Origin of the sequence: Solemya velum gill symbiont (assembly GCF_002020255.1) — a bacterium.
GTDB lineage: Bacteria > Pseudomonadota > Gammaproteobacteria > Chromatiales > Chromatiaceae.
On sequence record NZ_MPQG01000018.1, the window covers coordinates 1 to 20,386 of the forward strand.

Genomic DNA, 20,386 nt, shown 5'->3' on the forward strand with positions numbered 1-20,386 from the left:
TGGGCTATCGCCCTCCAGCTCCTGAATCCATCATTCCACTGGAGCTGAAACCGGCGATGAACTAACATTCAAACTGGACCACTTGTTGGGGGCAGGTCAATTCAGCACCCGAAATTGTTGCTTCTGGATGAACCAACGGCTGGTATGGCACGCCATGACACGAATAAAACCATTGAGCTGTTGCAGAAGATCAAAGAACAAGGCATGACGAAAGTGATCATCGAGCATGACATGCACGTTGTTTTCAGTCTCGCAGACACGATCAGTGTATTGGCTCAGGGGCGTATCATTGCGACTGGCACACCGGAAGATATCAAGAATGATCCCAAGGTGAAAGAGGCCTATCTCGGAGAGGAGCAGGACTAATGAGTGAAGTATAGCCAAAAAGAAGCCAATTCATGATTCCATACCAGAGCCGGTAAGATCGCAAGGTGCAGATCCTGCTTATTTCTCTGTATGGAACATGCACTCGTACTATGGGGAAAGCTATATTATTCACGGTATCAGTTTTGACGTCCGAGAAGGTGAAATCGTAGCCCTTCTGGGCCGCAATGGTGCCGGAAAAACCACCACTTTGCGATCAATAGCGCGTATGGACGATCCGCAGATGCATAGTGGTGAAATCTGGCTCGATCACCACCCATTACACGATGATAAATCATACGGTGCTGCCCAGAATGGTATTGCACTGGTTCCTGAGGACCGCCGTATCATTGCCGGCCTTACCGTTCAGGAAAACCTGGAGCTGTCACAGATAGAGCCACCGGTTGGCTGGTCGATTGAGCGTATTTATGAGCATTTTCCTCGCCTGGCTGAACGCCGCAATCAGATGGGCACCACGCTATCGGGTGGTGAGCAGCAGATGCTGGCCGTTGCCCGTGCACTTGCCCGTGATATAAAATTGCTGTTACTGGATGAGCCCTATGAAGGTCTCGCACCGGTGATCGTGCATGAAATCGCCAGTATCGTGGAAGGCATCAAGAAACAGGGTATTACAACCATCATCGTTGAGCAGAACGCAGTTGCTGCATTGAAGCTGGCTGACCGCGCACTGATCCTTGATATGGGTAAGCTGGTCTATGATGGCACCGCGCAGGAAGTGCTTGATAACGAAGATCTGCGTCACGAGTATCTGGCAATTTAGGGTCTTTGTTATTTTCAGAGTACATTTCTGAACTCTACCGAACCGTGCATCATTGCCTGACAGGCAGGTGCGCGGTTTTTTTTGAGTGAAATAAATCTATCGCCTGCATCATCTGGCAGGCTGGGCATGCAGTTTTTATATCTGTTAGCATCTTCCCAAGGATTCCCTTGTGGCTTACGTCTAATCTCTATTTACGGCCTGAAATGAATGGAACTCAGTGAAGAAATCATCAGAAAAGCTCAGCAGGGGGATGCGAATGCATTTTCTGACGTGCTTGATTCTTCTTATGAGCTGATTTTCAGCGTGGCTATGAAGTATGTCATGAACAGGCAGGATGCAGAGGATGTCACGCAGCAAGTCTGTATCAAGCTGGCTCGCAGCATTGCTCAATATCGTTTTGATTCAAGTTTCTCGACCTGGCTTTACCGGGTTGTCGTCAATTGTGCCAATGACTGGCATCGCAAGGAGGGCAGGCATCATCAGTCCGACAATGATGTGGCTCAGAATCCTGTCAGTCACAATTCAGATGTTGCTGAGCAGCAACTCTACCTGAAACAGGTGCTGGAACAGATCAATACATGGGGCAAGGGATACCTTGACGCCGTGGTTCTTGTCATTGGAGAAGGACTCACCCACCAGGCTGCCGCCAGGGTACTTGATGTGACTGAATCGACAGTTTCCTGGCGTATTCATGAGGTGAGAAAACGGCTCCATCTTCTGGAATCGGGAGGGCAAAAATCATGAAAGAGCAGGATTTGAAGAAACTGTTCGAACAGGCTGGCAAGGCATCTGCATCTGATGAAGCCCGAATGCGTGCAAAGCATGCGGCAATGCAGGCATTTGAGAATGCACAGGAAGAGCAAAAAACATCAGAAGATGCCCAAGGAAACCGATCCGGCAATCGTCCTATCAGTGAGAACAACAACCTGATAGGAAGAATCATGATGCATTTAAGTAATCGATGGTTAATGGGGGGATTCGCAACTGCGGGTCTGATTGGCCTGGTTTTCGTCACGACGTGGCAAGCCAGGCAAACACAAGTCGATGCGCCACTGGTCGCTTCACGCTTTGATCAGGAGACGAATGTTGGCATCCAACCAGTCGAGGAACTGGCAAAACCAAAGGCACCACAGGAAGTAGCGCGTGTTCACAAGGAGAGGGAACTGGCAGTTGCCGAGTCGGAAGCACTTGAACGACGTGATTTTGCCATAGCATCGAAAAAACAACGCATTGCAGCACCTCAAATGACAGGTATTGCAAATGATGCATTCAACGTCATAGAGCGCGATGACCGGTTTCAGCAATTTGATGAGAATCGTGTGAAATCCGTTTCGGATGAACCTTTCTCCACTTTTTCTATAGATGTGGATACCAGTTCCTACAGCTATGTCCGTAAAATGCTGAATCGTGGAAATTTACCTGCTGATGATGCCGTCAGAACCGAGGAGATGATTAACTATTTTGATTATAACTACCCGGTTACCGGTGATCGCGAAGAGCCATTCCTGGCATCTGTCGGCATCAGTGATGCACCCTGGAAACAGGGAAACAAACTGGTGCATATTGGCATCAAGGCGTTTGAGGCACCTGCGGAGAAACAGCCTGATTCCAACCTGGTTTTCCTACTCGATATTTCGGGTTCAATGTCAGCCGAAGATAAACTTCCACTGGTGAAGAAGTCACTGCACTTGCTGCTTGGACAACTCAAGCCAACGGATACGGTTTCAATTGTGACTTATGCGGGTGGAACCGGAGTTGTACTTGAAGCAACACCGGTTGCTGAGAAACAGAAGATCGTGGCAGCACTTGAGACACTCGCAGCCGGTGGTTCGACGGCGGGTGAAAGCGCAATTCAGCTTGCCTACAATCTTGCCGAAGCAGGCTTTAAAAAAGATGCTGTGAACCGCATCATCCTGGCCACCGATGGTGATTTCAACGTGGGTATCTCTGACCCTGACAAGCTCAAGGAGCTGGTTGAGAAAAAGCGTGAGAGTGGTGTGTTCCTGTCAGTGCTTGGTTTTGGCGACGGCAACTACCGTGATGACATCATGCAGTCACTTGCACAGAATGGGAACGGAGTCGCTGCCTATATCGATACCTTCAGCGAAGCATACAAGGTGCTGGTTGAAGAGGCCTCTTCATCCCTCTTTACAGTTGCCAAGGACGTCAAGATCCAGGTTGAGTTCAATCCGGCAACTGTCAGCGAATATCGATTGATCGGCTACGAGACAAGGGCGCTCAACAGGGAGGATTTCAAAAATGACAAGGTCGATGCCGGTGATGTCGGTTCCGGTCATACGGTAACAGCAATCTATGAAATCACGCCTGTAGGCTCGAACAGCGGACTGCTTGATGCGCCGCACTATGATGCAAACAGGCGCACTCATAAGCCGCAAGCGTATTCGGATGAGTATGGTCAACTGAAGATCCGTTACAAGCAGCCAGAGAGTAACACATCGTTGCTGATTTCGAAGCCATTGATGGCAGGGCAAGAGATGAGTGATTCGCTTGCCCGGGAATTCAATTTTGCGACAGCAGTGGCCGGATTTGCCCAAATTCTAAAAGGCAGAAGTTATGTTGATTGGGATTATAAAGATGTTATCGAGATGGCCAAGAAGAATCTCGGTGAAGACCCGTATGGTTACCGCTCCGAACTTGTCGGCCTGGCCAGGAAAGCTGCAATCATTGAGCTAGAAGAGTCGAACGAGTAAAGAGACAAGCTGTTATAAGAGGCCGCCAGGATAAGATCCTGGTGGCCGTTTTATCAGCTGTGGCCCAACCAGCTGCCTTCAGGTCTTCTTGATGGCCCTGGTAATCCAGCCAACGACAAGACCGGATACAGCGCCAAGCAGATGAACTTCATCAACGGTGCGTGTGCCGATGATTGACTCGGTACCGGGAATTGGTCCGACAGTCATCTCCCATCCGACTTTTACTGTCATGATCAGCAGTACCGCCCAGCCCAGCAGGCCAAGTTCCAGTATGGCTCCAATGACGAAGAGGCCATGCAGTACCCCGGAGAATCCCAGGTACCAGGTGATATGGGGGTAAAAATAGTAGAGTCCTGCACTGATAAGAAAAGCGAGTATCAGCGAAAGTACCAGTAGCAGGAGTGGGTTCTCAAGATCACGAAATAGTAACAGGCAGGCAACAAGACCGGCTGCATTGAGTGCCAGGTGCCACCAGTTGCCGTGGATGAGATGGCCTGAAAAAAGCCGCCACAGGACGCCCTTGTCAACAGAGGAGGCGATGTATCGAAGATCGAGTTCGTAAATATGAACGAGCTGAAGAGTAATAAAAAGCGTCAGCGTTGCGGCAATGGTCCATATCAGTTTGTCGCGCATCAGGGCTCTCTTCTATTAGTACTCATCACGGGTGTATTCAGGGCGACTCTGTAGAGTATAGAGAAGCCGGACGGATACAGTTTATCACTGGAGTATTCCTTATGCGTACAGAGGAAACTCCGTCAGTTACCGACTTGGGGTGGTGTGCCAGTGGCCTTCTGTTTTGGCACTGGAATCAGCACAAACCCGGATGTCCTGACCAATGTACCGTCGACATAAACCCGCAACAGGTAAGAGTCTGGCGGCAGTTTGTTGCTGGAGGCCAGTTGAAGTTTGCCTGAGCCGACGGATGTTTCCAGGTTGATCGACTCTTCCGTCAGGGTAAAGTCAGCATTTCCGATAAGAATGCCATCTGGTGTCTGGCCGGGTGCATTTGGCTGGAGTGTGCCAAGTCGCGCCCATTCGCCGGTCACTTTCATGCCAGGTTTGGCATTTTCCAGTTGTACGATGGCGATAACCTGGGTTCCCTGGTTCGGGAAGATATTGCGTAGCCTGATTCTTCCGTTTGACTGTTTTCCGCCTGTCAGGGCGACCCTGACCTCGCCAGTGTATGACGTCATCTCTTCAGAGGGATCATCGCTGCAACCAGAGAGCGTAATACCCGCAACGAGAAGGAGTGGAAGTATGAAATTTCTCAAGACAAAAAACCTATCTATAAATATAACTGCATAGTATATATTTTTTCCCGTCTCAGACATATACAGCGAGCAATATATTTACTTGTTTTGAAGCCGGGCCAGCAGGGATTCCAGCTTGTCGACACGGGTCAGCGGATCGTCGAAGTCGGCAGTGAAACGCAGTTTGTCCTGCCCCTCCAGTTTGAACCTGTCGGGTTCTGTCTGGATCAGCCTGATGATATGGGCGAAATCGATCTTCGGGTCCTCATCAAACTGGATGCGTGCCCCTGATGCACTGGCGTCCAGTTTTCTGATTCCCATTGTCTGAATGCGCAATTTGAGGCGTGTAGCGGCGAAGAGATTTTTTAATGGATCGGGCAGGAGTCCGAAACGATCAATCATTTCAACCTGGAGTTCACGCAGCTCTTCGGTAGTTTCGGCACTGGCAATACGCTTGTATTGCACCAGGCGCATGTGAACGTCCGGCAGATAGTCGGCAGGGATCAATGCCGGCAGGCCGAGGTCAATTTCTGCACCGTGATCGAGCGGTCGGTCCAGTTCAGGCTGCTCGCCCTTGCGGATCGCCTTGACGGCACGTTCGAGCAGTTCGGTGTAGAGGGCGTATCCGACCTCTGCAATTTGTCCGCTCTGTTCGTCACCAAGCAATTCACCGGCACCGCGAATCTCAAGGTCATGGGTGGCGAGGGTGAAACCGGCGCCCAGGTCTTCCAGGGACTCAATCGCTTCAAGACGTTTTTTTGCGTCAGCTGTTATCGACTTTTGCGGCGGTGCCAGCATGTAGGCATAAGCACGGTGGTGAGAGCGCCCGACACGACCACGCAGCTGGTGCAGTTGCGCCAGGCCGAGTTTGTCGGCACGGTTGATAATAATGGTATTAGCCGTGTGCACATCGATACCGGATTCAACAATTGTTGTGCACACGAGTATTTGGAAACGCTGGTGGTAGAAATCGCGCATGACACGCTCGAGGTCACGTTCGCGCATTTGCCCATGTGCGACCTCGACTTTCACCTCGGGAACCAGTGCTTCAATCTTCTGCGCCATATTGTCGATGGTGCTGACCTCGTTGTGCAGAAAATAGAGCTGACCGCCACGGCCGATTTCTCGCCGGATTGCTTCCTGTATCAGGTTGTCATTCCATTGGCTGATAAAGGTCTTGATCGGATGGCGTTCAACCGGCGGAGTGGCAATGATCGAAAGATCACGCAGGCTCGACATCGCCATGTTGAGTGTTCGTGGAATCGGTGTTGCCGTCAGCGTCAGCATATCGACCTCGGCACGCAGCGACTTGAGCCGCTCCTTGTGGCGTACGCCGAAGCGATGCTCCTCATCGATAATGACGAGACCCAGGTTTTTGAACTTGATGCCGGTTTTAAGGATGGCATGTGTACCGACAACGATATCGACAGAGCCGTCTTCGAGCCCTGCAAGTACCGCTTTCTGCTCCTTGGCAGTACGGAAACGCGAGAGCCCCTCGACCTCGATTGGCCAGTCGGCAAAACGGTCAATAAAGTTGGTGAAATGCTGCTGTGCAAGCAGGGTAGTGGGCACTAGTACTGCAACCTGCTTGCCGTTAATAGCAGCATGGAAGGCCGCGCGCATGGCAACCTCTGTTTTGCCGAAACCGACGTCACCGCACACCACGCGGTCCATCGGCCGCGGTGATTCCATGTCGTCCAGAATGGAATCGATTGCCGATTGCTGGTCAGGTGTTGTCTCGAATTCGAAAGCTGCTGCAAAGGCGGCATACTCATCACCGGGCTGAGGATACTTGACCCCGCGGCTCGCCTCGCGCCGTGCGTAGATATCGAGCAGTTCTGCAGCAACATCATGTGCCTTCTGCGCAGCCTTGCGTTTCGCCTTCTCCCAGGTGTCGGTACCCAATTTATGCAGCGGTGCATTCTCGGGTGATGCGCCGCTGTAGCGACTGATCAGGTGCAGCGCTGAAACCGGCACATACAGCTTGTCCTTGCCGGAGTACTGGAGTGCGAGAAACTCTTGCTGTTCACCGCCGACATCGATTGTCTGCAAGCCCATGAAGCGTCCGATACCGTGGTCCTCGTGTACCACAGGTGCACCTTCGTGCAGCTCTGTGAGATTGCGAATGATCTGGTCAGAGTCGCTCTTGCTCTTTTTACGCCCCGGCTGACGAACACGTTCACCGAGCAGCGCTGTCTCGGGAACAATGGCAAGGTCATTGACGACAATGCCTTGCTCGAGCGGAGCAATCGTCAACGCTGGATTGGTTTCGGTAGTAGTAAAGTCATCCCAGTTATCCACACGCTGCGGGTGGATCGAAAATGATGCCAGTGTCTCCGAGAGCTGTTCACGGCGTCCGGCTGACTCGGCGGTAAAGAGAACACGTCCGCTGAAGCCGTCGAGAAAATCCTGCAGCAGGCCTGCAGGTCGTGAGGCGCGCGCATTGAGGCCAAGTGGTGGCAGGGTGCGACTGGTGAAATTGTCGAAGCTACCGATGCCTTTACCGACGCTGTCTGCCTTGCGTGACTGCCACAGCACAGAGGCATACTGCTTTAATCGATTGGCGAGTTCATCATCATCGAGAAACAGGCTGCGTGGTGGCAGGATGGGGCGTTCAATATCATGGCGACGCTGTTCGTAGCGGTCGCTGACGGTCGCATCGAAATTGGCAGCCGCATCACGAAAGTCCGATTGCAACAGCATCAGGCTGTTGTCCGGAAAATAGTCAAACAGGGTTGCGGTCTCTTCAAAAAATAGCGGCATGTAGTAATCGATGCCACCGGGGAAGCGCCCCTCACTTACCTCGCGGTAGATCAGGCTGGAATTGAAATCCTGTTCAATGGTTTCTCGGTAGCGTTGCCTGAATCCCTCGATTGCTTTCTCATCAGTCGGGAACTCACGTGCCGGAAGCATGCTGATTGCATCGACCTTGTCACGCGTTCTTTGTGTTTCGGGATCGAAAGTCCGAATCGAATCGATTTCGTCATCAAACAGGTCGATACGATATGGATCACTGGAGCCCATCGGAAAGAGATCAATCAGGGAGCCGCGTACGGAGAACTCGCCATGTTCCATTACCTGTGAGACATAGCGATAACCACTCTGCTCGAGGTTTCTGCGCAAGGCTTCAAAATCGACCTGCTGACCATTCTTCAGAAACAGCGTATTTTGCTGCACATAGGATGGCGGCGGCAGTCGCTGCATCAGGGTGTTGATCGGCAGGATGATAATGCCCCGTTGCATGCCTGGCATTGCATGCAGGCTCTTGAGGCGCTGCGAAATCAGCTCGGGAAGCGGCGAGAAAACATCGTAGGGGAGAGTCTCGCGGTCTGGAAAAAGAGTAACCGTCACTCCTGCATCGCAAAAAAAACGGATGTCCTGCTCAAGGCGAATGGCCTGCTGGATATCATCAGTGACTGCTATGACAAGTCCATCATGATCGCGGGCTGCAGAAGCCAGTAGCATTGCCGTCATACATCCGCGAACAGCACCCAGCAAGATACGCTCGCCTGGCCGTTGCGGCAGCGTCAGTTGGTCGAGAGTTATACCTGAATCCTGGCTCATGAGCTTTACAGAACCGAATCAGCGGTTGCTAAAATCGATTGCGAACTGGCGTGCGACGCGACCACTGCGTGAACCGCGTTGCAGCGCAAAGCGCAATGCTTCAGGACGTGATTCATCATTCAATTCAGATCCATAGGCCTGCAACCAGTGGGCGACTGCGTCAAGATAGTTATCCTGGCTGAAAGGGTGAAACGAGAGCCATAAGCCAAAGCGTTCTGACAGGGAGATTTTCTCCTCGAGACTCTCGGCAAGATGCAGCTCTTCATCGACGATCTTGCTCTGCTGATTCTCCGACTGGTACTCCGGCAGCAGGTGGCGACGGTTGGAGGTTGCATAGATGAGAATATTTTCGGGTAAACCGGCGAGTGAGCCGTCCAGGGCTGCCTTGAGTGGTTTGTAACTCGACTCCTGCGCTTCAAAGGAGAGATCGTCACTGAAGATGATGAAGTGTTCATCGCGATCATCGATCAGTTCCAGTATGCGCGACAGTTCAACCAGGTGTTCCTTGTCGATCTCTAGCAGGCGCAGACCCTGTTCCTTGAACTCAGGCAGCAGCGCTTTCACCAGTGATGATTTACCCGTACCGCGTGAGCCCCACAGCAGGGCGTTATTGGCTGCCTTGCCAGTGACGAAATTCTGCGTATTGCGCAGCAGTTCGCTTTTCTGATGATCAATACATAGCAGGTCGTCGAGACGCAGTGTACGTGGTGAATGTATCGCCTCGAGCCTGCCCCGGTTTCCATCATGCTGCCAGCGCTGTGCAGGTGCTGACCAGTCGATCTCCTGCTGCGCTTCAGGCAACACCTGTTCAAGGCGTTCCAGCATGCCCTCGGCGCGTTTCAGGAATTGATCGAGCTTGTCACTCATTGCTTAGCGTTCGAGCGGCTTGTACTTTAGGCGGTGTGGCTGGTCGGCTTCATCACCGAGGCGGCGCTTGCGATCGGCCTCGTAGTCGGCATAGTTGCCCTCGAACCAGACCACCTTGCTGTCACCCTCGAAGGCGAGAATATGGGTCGCCACGCGGTCCAGAAACCAGCGGTCATGCGAGATGATGACGGCACTGCCGGGAAAAGCGAGTATCGCCTCCTCGAGTGCACGTAAGGTCTCAACGTCGAGATCGTTGGTTGGTTCGTCAAGCAGCAGCAGGTTGCCGCCCTCTTTGAGCAGCTTTGCCAGGTGTACGCGGTTGCGTTCACCACCGGAGAGATCACCAATGCGTTTCTGCTGATCGTTACCACGGAAGTTGAAGCGGCTGGCGTAGGCGCGTGACGGCATCTGGAATCTGCCGACAGTGATCATGTCTGAACCGTCGGAAATCTCTTCCCACACGGTTTTCGAATCGTTGAGTGCTTCGCGGCTCTGGTCAACTGCTGCAATCTGAACAGTATCGCCGATACGCAGTTCACCACCGTCGGTCTGTTCTTCACCAGTCATGATGCGGAAGAGGGTGGTTTTACCTGCACCGTTAGGACCGATGATGCCGACGATGCCGCCCTGTGGCAGGTTGAAACTCAGGTCCTCGTAGAGCAGCTTGTCACCGTAGCTCTTGCTGATTCCCTTGGCTTCGATAACGAGTTCGCCGAGACGTTCACCCGGCGGGATATAGATTTCGTTGGTCTCGTTGCGTGACTGAAACTCCTGCGATTGCAGTTCATCGAAACGCTGCAGACGGGCCTTGCTCTTGGCATGGCGGCCCTTGGGGTTAGTGCGTACCCATTCGAGCTCTTTTTTCATCGCCTTGGCGCGAGCAGCCTCGGTTTTCTCTTCCTGTTCGAGTCGAGCCTCTTTCTGCTCCAACCACGAGGAGTAGTTGCCTTCCCACGGAATACCGTGGCCACGATCGAGTTCGAGGATCCAGCCGGCAACATTATCAAGGAAGTAACGGTCATGGGTTACGGCCACGACTGTACCCTGGTAGTCATGCAGGAAACGTTCAAGCCATGCGACAGATTCGGCGTCGAGATGGTTGGTTGGTTCGTCGAGCAGCAGCATGTCCGGCTTGGAGAGGAGCAGCTTGCAGAGTGCCACGCGACGCTTCTCACCACCTGAGAGCTTTGTGACATCTGCATCCCATGGCGGCAGGCGCAGTGCATCGGCAGCGATCTCCATCTGCCTGTCCATGCCGTGTCCGTCGGCGGCCTGTACGATGTTTTCCAGCTCAGCCTGTTTCTTGGCGAGGGCATCGAAATCTGCATCCGGCTCGGCGTAGGCGGCATAGACTTTTTCGAGCTCGTCCATCGCATCCTTGACGTTGCCGAGTGCCATCTCGATATTACCGCGCACGTCCTTGTCGGGATCGAGTTGCGGCTCCTGTGGCAGGTAACCAACATTGATGCCAGCCTGGGGTCGTGCTTCACCTTCAATTTCAGTATCGAGTCCCGCCATGATGCGCAGCAGGGTTGATTTACCCGAGCCGTTCAGGCCGAGAACGCCAATTTTAGCGCCAGGGAAGAATGAGAGTGAGATGTCACGGAGGATGACCCGCTTGGGCGGGACAATCTTGCTGACCCGGTTCATCGTATAAATATATTGAGCCATATTGGTCTTTAGTCTTTAGTCATTAATGTGGGAGGCCCGCCTCGGGGCGATTCTCTTGTCAAACTCTGTTCAGATATGCCTGAAAGGTATTTTCCAGCAGTGTAGCCACTGTCATCGGGCCGACGCCGCCGGGTACCGGAGTGATCCAGGAGGCCTTCTCTTTTGCCGATTCAAAATCGACGTCACCACACAGGGAACCGTTATCGAGACGGTTGATGCCGACATCGATGACCAGTGCGCCTTCCTTGATCCATTCGCCCTTGACGAAATTGGCAATGCCTACAGCTGCGACGATGACATCAGCATTCCTGATTTTTTCTTCCAGATCCTTGGTGCGGCTATGGCACACGGTGATGGTGCAGCGTGCGGCAAGCAGTTCCAGCGCCATCGGGCGGCCGACGATATTCGATTGTCCGATAATGACGGCATCGAGGCCTGAGAGCTTGTGTCCGGTGCGCTCGAGCAGCGTCATGACACCCTTGGGGGTACAGGGGCGTAAGTTCGGCATGCGCAGGGTCAGGCGACCGACGTTGTAGGGATGAAAGCCATCGACATCCTTACTGATATCGATCTTTTCGATGATTGCATTTTCGTCGATATGATCGGGCAGCGGCAGCTGTACCAGGATGCCGTCAATGGCGTCATCCTTGTTGAGAATGTCGATGCGCTCAAGCAGTTCCTGCTGGGTGGTTGAGGCTGGCAATTCGATCAGTTCGGAGAGAAAACCGGCCTGTTCGCAGGAGTTACGTTTATTACGTACATACACCTGCGAGGCGGGGTTTTCACCGACCAGGATTACAGCCAGGCCCGGGCGCCGTTTGCCGGCTTCCAGAAGCTGGTCGACCTCTGTTTTCAGTTGTGCCTTGATATCGGCTGCAATCGCTTTTCCATCTAGAATTTGTGCTGTCATCTGGCTGTCGTCATGGTTTGCTGAACAGGGCGCATATAATACAGCGAATCGGCTCTGGAATCAGGTAGTTATTTCTGGAATCAGGTGGTTATTTGGAGAATAATGAGTATAGAACCTACGTGGAGGGAATCTATGCGTTTTCGTTACCAGGTTATTGCCGCCGCCGTCGTGCTGGCCGTGCTGCTGTTTTTCTTTCTCGGCAAGAGCGAGCCGGTAGTTGTCACAGTCGTACAGACAGAGACAGGAATGGTGGAGTCGACCGTTGCCAATACCCGCGCCGGCACAGTCAAGGCTTGTCTGCGTGCCCATCTCTCTCCAAGCATCGGCGGCCAGATCGCTGTGCTTAACGTCAGGGAGGGTGATGAGGTTGAAAAAGGTGCACTTCTGCTGGAGCTGTGGAACCGTGACCTGGTTGCACAGGTTGATTTCAGCAAACGCGAGCTGCAGGCCGCAAAGGCACGTGCCGAGGCGAGCTGTCTGAATGCGGACGTGGCCCAACGGGAGTCGGATCGCCTGCATCGTCTCAAAGACTCCGGTGCTGCCTCGGATGAGCAACTCGATAAGGTTCGAACACAGGCCAGTGCAATGGCGGCTGAATGCTCTGCTTCACAGTTACAGCTCGATGTGAGCGAGACCAGTATCGAACTTGCCGAGGCGCAGCTCGAAAAAACTCGTCTCTATGCACCATTCAACGGCACTGTTGCTGAACTTAATGGTGAACTCAACGAGTATGTGACACCTTCACCTCCAGGTATCGCAACACCGCCTGTTATCGACCTGGTTGATAACAGCTGCTTCTATATCTCGGCTCCCATCGATGAGGTGGATGTTGCGCGCGTGCGTCCTGGCCTGCCGGCAAGGGTGATGCTGGATGCCTACGGTCAACGTGAGTTTGCGGCCAAAGTCAGGCGGGTTGGCTCCTATGTTATTGATCTCGAAAAGCAGGCACGCACTGTTGATGTCGAGGTTGAGTTTGATAACCCGAAAGTACTCAAGTGTGTACTTGCCGGCTACAGTGCAGATGTCGAGATCATCCTCGATGTACATGAGAATGTGCTGCGAATTCCTACAGAGGCCGTCATCGAGGGCAAGCGGGTTTACCTGCTGAATGAGTCCTCAGGCCTGATCGAGCAGCGTGACATAGAAACCGGCATGGAAAACTGGGATTACACAGAGGTGTTGTCAGGCCTCGAAGAGGGTGACCTGGTTGTGACTTCCGTTGGCAAGGAAGGTGTCGAGGATGGCGCCGAGGCAGTGCGCGAAACAGGCAAATGATAGAACTCGATTCAATTGAGCGTGTCTTCCAGGTTGGCGATGAAGAGGTTCATGCGCTGAAGCATGTCACCCTGACAATTAAAAAGGGTGAGTACCTCTCAATTATGGGGCCATCCGGCTCCGGCAAGTCAACGCTGCTGAATATTCTCGGTCTGCTGGACCGGCCAACGTCCGGTACTTACAGGCTTGACAGTATCGATACCACCAGCATGGGTGACAATGAGCAGGCTGACACCAGGCGTCACAGGATCGGTTTCGTGTTCCAGTCCTATCACCTGGTACCACGCCTCACCGCGGCCGAGAATGTCGCTTTGCCGCTGATGCTTTCGGGCATGGCGCCAAAAGAGCGCCAGGTGATTGTTGAAAAGGCACTGGATAACGTCGACCTGCTCGACCGTGCCGATCACCGACCTGACCAGCTCTCTGGCGGACAGCGCCAGCGTGTTGCTATTGCGCGTGCGACCATCATGCAGCCGACGATACTGCTGGCAGACGAGCCAACCGGCAACCTCGACCATGTATCGGGTGAATCTGTCATCGAGGTGCTGGAAGCGCTCAACAAGCAGGGAATTATTCTTATTGTCGTCACTCACGATATGGAAATCGGCGAGCGTGCTACGCGCAGGATTCGCATGGTTGACGGCAGTATCAGCAAGGATATCAGTTGAGATGCGCGTCGGGGATACAGTCCGCTACGGTTTCAGTAACGTCAGCGGTTCACCTGTACGTGCATTTTTGCTGTTGCTGGCGATGTCGATCGGTGTTGCCTCGGTTGTCATGCTCAGCACGCTCGGAGAAGCAGCACGTCTCTATGTAGTCAACCAGTTCTCGGCACTTGGTACGCATCTCCTCATTGTCTTGCCCGGACGCTCCGAAACAACCGGAGGAGCACCTCCGCTTCTGGGTGCTGTGCCACGTGACCTGACTCTTGATGACTCAAATGCATTGTTGCGCGGCCCATCGGTCAGCAGGGTGGCTCCCATTGTCGTCGGATCAGCGCCGATATCATTTCGAAGTCTCGAACGCGAGGCGACTATCATCGGGACGACCGTGGATTATGGCGAGATTCGCGAAATTGCCATCAGCCAGGGGCGATTCCTGCCAAGCGCTGATATCAAGCGGGGTGATGCTGTTTGCGTCATTGGTGAAACAATCAGGCAGGAACTATTTGGCGGTGAGCGCGCACTGGGGCAATCCGTCCGTATCAACAGCTACCGCTACAGGGTGATTGGTATACTTGGCGATGAAGGTCAATCACTCGGTATGGAGATGGGTGACGCTGTTTTTATTCCGGTCGCTTCCGCGCAGGCACTGTTTAATACCGAGTCACTGTTTCGAATCATGGTGCAGGCCACCCAGCGTGAGACCATTCCATCAGCAAAAGAGGATGTCATTCGTATTTTGCGTGAGCGTCACGATGGTGAGGATGATGTTACTGTGATTACGCAGGATGCAATTCTCGGTACATTCGATCGCATCCTCAAGGCGTTGACCTACACAGTGGTTGGCATCGCAGCTATCAGTCTTGCTGTTGCCGGCGTATTGATTATGAATGTAATGCTTGTCTCCGTGTCACAGCGCACATCCGAGATCGGTTTGCTAAAGGCACTGGGTGGCTCAAAACGGCAAATACTCATCCTGTTCCTCTCCGAGGCAGCGCTACTGTCAGTTATAGGTGCAGTCAGTGGAATTCTGATCTCTTTTGCAGGTGTCTCGGCACTGGATGGATTGTTTCCGACATTTCCGCTGACAACGCCATTGTGGGCCTATGTGAGTGCACTGATTGTTGCCATCGTTACCGGCCTGGTGTTCGGCATTATGCCGGCACGGCGTGCTGCGCGGCTGGACCCGGTTGATGCGTTGATGAGGCACTGATATGCAGGCAACAGATTTCATTCGCCTTACGCTCGGTTCTGTTTTTTCACAGCACCTGCGCAGTTTTCTTACTGCCCTGGGAATTGCTGTTGGTGTTGCTGCCGTGGTGCTGCTGACATCAATCGGCGAGGGAGTGCATCGCTTCGTGCTTGCCGAGTTCAGCCAGTTCGGTACCAATATCCTTGCAGTGACACCGGGAAAGAATACAACTTTTGGCATGTCGGGGGCTGTTATCAACACGGTGCGTCCGCTGACCATGGAGGATGCCGAGGCTCTCAAACGTATTGCCGATGTTGAGGCGGTAGTTTCGGTGGTGCAAGGTAATGCTGAGGTCGAGTTCGGCAAGCGTAGTCGGCGCACCATGATTATTGGTGCGGGACACGCGGTTCCCGCTGTATGGCAGATGGATGTCAAGATTGGCCGCTTTCTGCCGGATGATGATCCAAGAAATGCGCGTGCTTTCGCGGTGCTCGGAAGCAAGATGGCTGATGAGCTGTTTGGCAGTCGCAGTCCCCTCGGCGAGATCGTGCGTATCGCCAGTGAACGATTTCGTGTGATCGGCGTGATGGAATCGAAAGGCACTATGCTTGGATTTGATCTAGATGACACCCTCTTTATACCTGCCGGCAGAGCACTCGAGATGTTCAACCGGGAAGGTGTCATGGAGATTGATTTGCTATATCGCTCGACGGCGAACGTGGAGCAGCTCGAAGAGCAAATATCACGTCTCATGCAGGCGCGACATGGTTACGAGGATTTCACCATTATCACGCAGGAGGAGATGCTCGAAACACTCGGTTCAATTCTAGATATCCTGACACTCGCGGTGGGCGCGCTTGGCGGCATCTCCCTGCTTGTCGGGGGTGTTGGTATTCTTACCATTATGTCGATCGCCGTGAATGAAAGAACGCATGAAATCGGCCTGCTGCGTGCACTAGGTACACGTCGCAGGCAGGTGCTTGGCCTGTTCCTGGGCGAGGCGGTACTGCTTTCTGCAACAGGTGGATTTGCCGGTCTTGTCATCGGTGCCGGTGGTGCTGCACTGCTGGGCTTGGCGATACCGGCATTGCCTGTGCACACGCCCTGGTATTTTGTTCTGCTCGCCGAACTGATGGCGGTGGTAATCGGAGTGATTGCAGGTGTTGCACCTGCTCGCAGGGCCGCAAGCCTTGATCCTGTTGAAGCACTGCGTGCAGAATAGAATCAAATGATATGCAGGGGACCGTTCAGGGGTGATTTGAGTTTCCGGAACATGCTTCTATTTACCTGGAGATGACCAGATGCGTTTGCTGTTGCTGATTTCTTTTTTGCTGCTGGCTGCCTGCCAGAGCAATCCATTTGACTCTTCCGCGGAGCAAGCATCCAGTGCAGATACCGATAGACGTGCAGAATTCAAATCTTCCCTCAATGAGGATGAGATTATGAGTCAGTCACAGGTGATCAAGATTCTCAAGGAGAATGGCTATGTCGGTGGTGCTGGCTTCATGGATGTCAATGGAGAGAGAACCTATTGTGAGTTTGCCGGCAAGCGCCCATCAGACGGGGCAACCATCTGTATTCAGAAGGACGAGGAGAAGGGTGAAGTCATTGTTACAAGGCCTCGCCTCGGGAATATCGGTCTCAGGCGCTTGTAGCTGTACAGTATATTCAGAATGGATTGAAGAAATACCTTGTACCCGCTCTTATTCGTCACACAAATGCTCACCGTTTAGTATCGCATTGATGTATGCCTTGCCATTTTCCAGCTTGATAAAGTGCCGCCAGCTTTTCACCGCAAAGTAACTCGGATTCAGGTTGAGATAAACTTCGCTGATCTCCTCATCGCAAGTAAAGGCTGGTACATCGATCCGGTCAAGAATGGATTCTCTTAGTTCTGCAGGCATCATCGAAAACTGAACAACATAGGCAATATATTCGTGGGCAACAGTCGACAGCCTGGTGAACCTGGTATTTTCATGTGTATATGCGTGACTGACTTCATGCACTATGAAACTATAATGGAGTTCCCTGCTGGGAGGGAGTCCAAATGGACGTCCCAGCCTGGTTCCAGCTAGATGTGTGGCATAGTCGACTATTTCTACACGCCTGACCTTGGCATTGAATAGGCCGATAATGGGTATTGGATGCAGTGACCTGGAAGCGTCATCCAGAATTTCAATCTCAAGATGCGCCGATGTATTGAAACCGAGACTGCTCATCAACTTGGCTGTATCAGCGACTGCCTCACACACCATGACGAAATCCGCCGTATCCATACCCGAGACAGTTGCATTTGCATTCGGGCACACCAAGGGCTCTTCTGCCACGGCGACCGAACAGGTCAACAGAAGAAATAATCCAAAAATGTTCTTGAGAGTCGACACTATACGGATTCTCCTTTAGCAAAGATGCTCTCATCTAATATTATAGGTCGACATGGATATCTACTGTAGACCTGCCAGTTCCTTGAATGTAATCTTGAGTGCTTCTGATTATTTAGTTACCGGGAACATTTCATGAAACATTTTTTATCAATCCTTTCTATTTTCATTCTGATACAGAGCGCAAATGCGACAGAAACTGAAACTGTTGATGCAGGTGCCGGCATATTTGTTCTCTCGTCGGAAACCGAGGTGACAGGCCCGCATGGAATGAAAGCGAGGGAATACGAGTTTGCAGTACCTGTCTCGACAGAGGGTCTTGAGGATGGCTGGAACTACAGCAAGGTAGACCGAAAAAAGCACGGTCTGCAACTCTACCTCGACAAGGAGAGGCTGTCAGTTGAGTATTACGTGGACGGCAAGAAACGCTCCACAGCGTCCTACAAGGGCGGTGAACCGAATGGCTGGTTCTATAACTATGATGAAAACAGGAAGAAGCATGGCCTGCAGCACTACTTCTCTGGCGATTATCAGTCAGTTGAGGAGTTCGTTAACGGTAAAAAAGTCGCCGCTTACCACTACAAGGATGGTCAGCCGGATGGTTGGTTCTATACTTATAACGAGAATAAGAAGAAAGATGGTGTGCAGACCTATGTCAGTGGTGATTACTGGTCAATCGAGACATTTGATAACGGCAAGAAGGATGGCCTGTCAGGCGCCTGGACAGGCACTAAAAAAGATGGCTGGCACTATACCTGGGCGCAGGGTAAAAAGACCGGTAAAACCTACTACAAATAACTGGCGAATTCATCACGCACTCGACTGATTCAATAGTGGTGGATCGGCACAAGGAGAAGACATGTCATTACAACTATTTCTTCCATACGAAGAGCGTACGTTATCTCTGAAAAATCGCATGGTGATGGCGCCCATGACCCGTTGTCGTGCAGCCGAGGGGGATATACCGACTCCATTGATGGCCGAGTATTATGCACAGCGAGCAACGGCGGGCCTTATTATTACTGAGGGGATCCCGGTTTCAAACAAAGCACGCGGCTACCTTTGGACACCCGGTATCTATACACGTGAGCAAACGGACGGATGGAAGCAGGTGACTGCAGCAGTGCATGAGAAGTCATGCCAGATTTATGCACAGATATGGCATACCGGACGTGTCTCTCATACCAGTCTTCAGCCGAATAATGAGCAACCGGAGGGCGCAACAGACGAGGCGCCCGGAGATGCCGTCTGCTTTGCCTATGACGAGGATGGCAACCCGGCTAACGTTCCAATCAGTACACCTGTACCACTGGAAGCAAAAGGGATTGAGAGAATACGCAACGAGTTTGTACAGGCCGCGCTGAATGCACGCGAGGCAGGTATGGATGGTGTCGAAATCCACGGCGCCAACGGCTACCTGTTCGACCAGTTTCTCAACTCTGTCGTTAATACCCGCGATGATAAGTATGGCGGTTCGGTCGAGAATCGCTGCCGCCTGTTGCTTGAGACTGTTGATGCCGTCAGTGAAGCGATTGGCGCTGAGCGAACCGGTGTGCGTATTTCACCTAATGGTAAGTTCAATTCGATGCCGGAAGATCCACTGATGGAGGAGACTTTCATCCATCTTGCCAACGAGCTTGAGAAAAGGAATATTGCTTTTCTTCATATCAACGACCAGGGGTCATTTGGAATGCCACCGATCCCCGTGGAGTTGATACAGAAAATACGCGCCGCTTTCAGTGGGCCGGTGATTTTGTGTGGAGGCTATGATGCACAACGAGCACAGGATGCACTTGCGAGCGGATTAGCAGACCTGGTTGCTTTCGGTACCTCCTATCTTGCAAATCCCGATCTTCCGGCACGTCTGCAAAATGGTTGGCCGTTAAATCAGCCTGATATGGATACTTTTTACGGCGGAGGTGCCGAGGGCTATACCGATTACCCGGTCTATGAAGGGTAGTTTGCGATGAAGACTATTGTTTGAGCCGGTTCTGTTGCTTGCAGCAGGGTTCTTCGGTGGGATGCTTAACTCGATTGCAGGCGGGGGGAGTTTTATCACTTTTCCCGCCTTGCTTTTTGTTGGTGTGCCACCAATCAGCGCTAACGCAACAAATACCTTCGCTTCCTGTTCTGGATATCTCAGTGGTGCCTATGCCTTTCGCAAGGAGTTGCGGGAACATAAAAAAGCGTTACCGCTGATCATGCTGATTAGCCTGCTTGGTGGTGTTACAGGTGCATGGCTACTCCTGCAGATGCCGGAATCCCTGTTCCGAGAGGCGATTCCATGGTTGCTTCTGTTTGCAATCCTGTTGTTTGTTTTTGGTGAGAAATTAAACCAGTCGCTTCGACAATATGCAGGGGCACACAAGTATGCATCATCCTTTGGGCACCTGATGCTTATCCTCGTGCTGCTTGGTATCACTATTTACGGTGGCTTTTTCAATGCCGGGCTTGGAATCATTGCACTTAGTTATCTTGCATTGGCAGGCTATACCAACATCAACACGATGAACGGTATCAAGTTGCTGATCTCCTCGACGGTCTCTCTTGTCGCAATTGCGCTTTTCATAGCTGATGGAGTCATCGCCTGGTACGAAGGGGTTCTTGTCCTGGTTGGTACCTTGTGCGGAGGCTATATCGCAGCACATTTCTCGCGCAAGTTACCTCAGCAACTCGTCAGGGGTTTTGTTGTACTGATAGGCAACCTGGTAACGGTTTACTACTTTTATGATGTCTATCTTGTCTCCTGATGTTTATGA

The 20,386-nt window shown here is 52.3% G+C and carries 18 protein-coding genes and 1 pseudogene; 12 read left to right on the plus strand and 7 right to left on the minus strand.

Going from position 1 to position 20,386, the window contains the following annotated elements; translation table 11 throughout:
• Positions 1 to 99 precede the first annotated feature (99 nt).
• The 4 genes and pseudogenes from BOW06_RS10940 to BOW06_RS10955 form a co-directional block, all read left to right on the plus strand.
• Positions 100 to 366, plus strand: a pseudogene (locus BOW06_RS10940) (ABC transporter ATP-binding protein C-terminal domain-containing protein); the annotation flags it as partial.
• Between the two features lie 28 nt (positions 367 to 394).
• Positions 395 to 1,144 carry an ABC transporter ATP-binding protein gene (locus BOW06_RS10945; protein ID WP_230209680.1) on the plus strand — a complete coding sequence of 250 codons (750 nt, stop codon included), beginning with the start codon at positions 395 to 397 and terminating at the stop codon, positions 1,142 to 1,144.
• Between the two features lie 207 nt (positions 1,145 to 1,351).
• On the plus strand, positions 1,352 to 1,888 hold the full coding sequence (locus tag BOW06_RS10950; protein ID WP_078453366.1) for an RNA polymerase sigma factor: 537 nt from the start codon (positions 1,352 to 1,354) through the stop codon (positions 1,886 to 1,888).
• The gene (locus tag BOW06_RS10955) at positions 1,885 to 3,855 is read left to right on the plus strand and encodes a vWA domain-containing protein (protein WP_052132188.1); all 1,971 of its coding nucleotides are present in this window, start codon (positions 1,885 to 1,887) and stop codon (positions 3,853 to 3,855) included. The genes BOW06_RS10950 and BOW06_RS10955 overlap by 4 nt, the downstream gene beginning before the upstream one ends.
• Positions 3,856 to 3,933: 78 nt before the next feature.
• Here the strand turns inward: BOW06_RS10955 and rrtA are convergent, their stop codons facing one another.
• From rrtA to folD, 6 genes are all read right to left on the minus strand, one after another.
• Complete coding sequence (rrtA, locus tag BOW06_RS10960) at positions 3,934 to 4,488, minus strand: rhombosortase (RefSeq protein ID WP_052132187.1); 555 nt, start codon at positions 4,486 to 4,488, stop codon at positions 3,934 to 3,936.
• Between the two features lie 122 nt (positions 4,489 to 4,610).
• A complete protein-coding gene (locus tag BOW06_RS10965; protein WP_143556132.1) occupies positions 4,611 to 5,048 on the minus strand; it encodes a hypothetical protein in 438 nt (145 codons plus the stop codon).
• A 156-nt stretch (positions 5,049 to 5,204) separates the two neighbouring features.
• Positions 5,205 to 8,669, minus strand: coding sequence for a transcription-repair coupling factor (mfd, locus tag BOW06_RS10970; protein ID WP_078453368.1), 3,465 nt, complete (start codon positions 8,667 to 8,669; stop codon positions 5,205 to 5,207).
• An 18-nt stretch (positions 8,670 to 8,687) separates the two neighbouring features.
• A complete protein-coding gene (locus BOW06_RS10975; RefSeq protein WP_078454753.1) occupies positions 8,688 to 9,536 on the minus strand; it encodes an ATP-binding protein in 849 nt (282 codons plus the stop codon).
• 3 nt (positions 9,537 to 9,539) lie between these two features.
• Positions 9,540 to 11,207, minus strand: a complete 1,668-nt coding sequence (ettA, locus tag BOW06_RS10980; RefSeq protein WP_043117261.1) for an energy-dependent translational throttle protein EttA — start codon at positions 11,205 to 11,207, stop codon at positions 9,540 to 9,542.
• 58 nt (positions 11,208 to 11,265) lie between these two features.
• Positions 11,266 to 12,117: a bifunctional methylenetetrahydrofolate dehydrogenase/methenyltetrahydrofolate cyclohydrolase FolD gene (gene folD, locus BOW06_RS10985; protein ID WP_043117260.1), complete on the minus strand. Its 852-nt coding sequence runs from the start codon at positions 12,115 to 12,117 to the stop codon at positions 11,266 to 11,268.
• Positions 12,118 to 12,249: 132 nt separating this feature from the next.
• Here folD and BOW06_RS10990 point away from each other — a divergent pair, with 132 nt between their 5' ends.
• From BOW06_RS10990 to BOW06_RS11010, 5 genes are all read left to right on the plus strand, one after another.
• A complete protein-coding gene (locus BOW06_RS10990; protein WP_043117259.1) occupies positions 12,250 to 13,392 on the plus strand; it encodes an efflux RND transporter periplasmic adaptor subunit in 1,143 nt (380 codons plus the stop codon).
• Complete coding sequence (locus BOW06_RS10995; RefSeq protein WP_043117258.1) at positions 13,389 to 14,060, plus strand: ABC transporter ATP-binding protein; 672 nt, start codon at positions 13,389 to 13,391, stop codon at positions 14,058 to 14,060. Before BOW06_RS10990 ends, BOW06_RS10995 begins: the two co-directional genes overlap by 4 nt.
• Before the next feature lies 1 nt (position 14,061).
• Positions 14,062 to 15,267, plus strand: a complete 1,206-nt coding sequence (locus BOW06_RS11000) for an ABC transporter permease (protein WP_043117257.1) — start codon at positions 14,062 to 14,064, stop codon at positions 15,265 to 15,267.
• A gap of 1 nt (position 15,268) precedes the next feature.
• Positions 15,269 to 16,468 (plus strand): ABC transporter permease, encoded by a 1,200-nt coding sequence (locus BOW06_RS11005; protein ID WP_078453370.1) that lies wholly within the window; start codon positions 15,269 to 15,271, stop codon positions 16,466 to 16,468.
• A 79-nt stretch (positions 16,469 to 16,547) separates the two neighbouring features.
• Positions 16,548 to 16,901, plus strand: coding sequence for a hypothetical protein (locus BOW06_RS11010; protein WP_043117253.1), 354 nt, complete (start codon positions 16,548 to 16,550; stop codon positions 16,899 to 16,901).
• A 48-nt stretch (positions 16,902 to 16,949) separates the two neighbouring features.
• Here BOW06_RS11010 and BOW06_RS11015 read toward each other — a convergent pair whose 3' ends face one another.
• Positions 16,950 to 17,630, minus strand: coding sequence for a DUF6639 family protein (locus BOW06_RS11015; RefSeq protein ID WP_043117251.1), 681 nt, complete (start codon positions 17,628 to 17,630; stop codon positions 16,950 to 16,952).
• A 132-nt stretch (positions 17,631 to 17,762) separates the two neighbouring features.
• On the opposite strand from BOW06_RS11015, the gene BOW06_RS11020 reads away from it, so the two are divergent.
• The 3 genes from BOW06_RS11020 (at position 17,763) to BOW06_RS11030 (ending at position 20,377) form a co-directional block, all read left to right on the plus strand.
• The gene (locus tag BOW06_RS11020) at positions 17,763 to 18,425 is read left to right on the plus strand and encodes a toxin-antitoxin system YwqK family antitoxin (RefSeq protein ID WP_043117249.1); all 663 of its coding nucleotides are present in this window, start codon (positions 17,763 to 17,765) and stop codon (positions 18,423 to 18,425) included.
• Between the two features lie 61 nt (positions 18,426 to 18,486).
• Positions 18,487 to 19,587, plus strand: a complete 1,101-nt coding sequence (locus BOW06_RS11025) for an alkene reductase (RefSeq protein ID WP_078453371.1) — start codon at positions 18,487 to 18,489, stop codon at positions 19,585 to 19,587.
• A 61-nt stretch (positions 19,588 to 19,648) separates the two neighbouring features.
• On the plus strand, positions 19,649 to 20,377 hold the full coding sequence (locus BOW06_RS11030; RefSeq protein ID WP_078455053.1) for a sulfite exporter TauE/SafE family protein: 729 nt from the start codon (positions 19,649 to 19,651) through the stop codon (positions 20,375 to 20,377).
• Positions 20,378 to 20,386 lie beyond the last annotated feature (9 nt).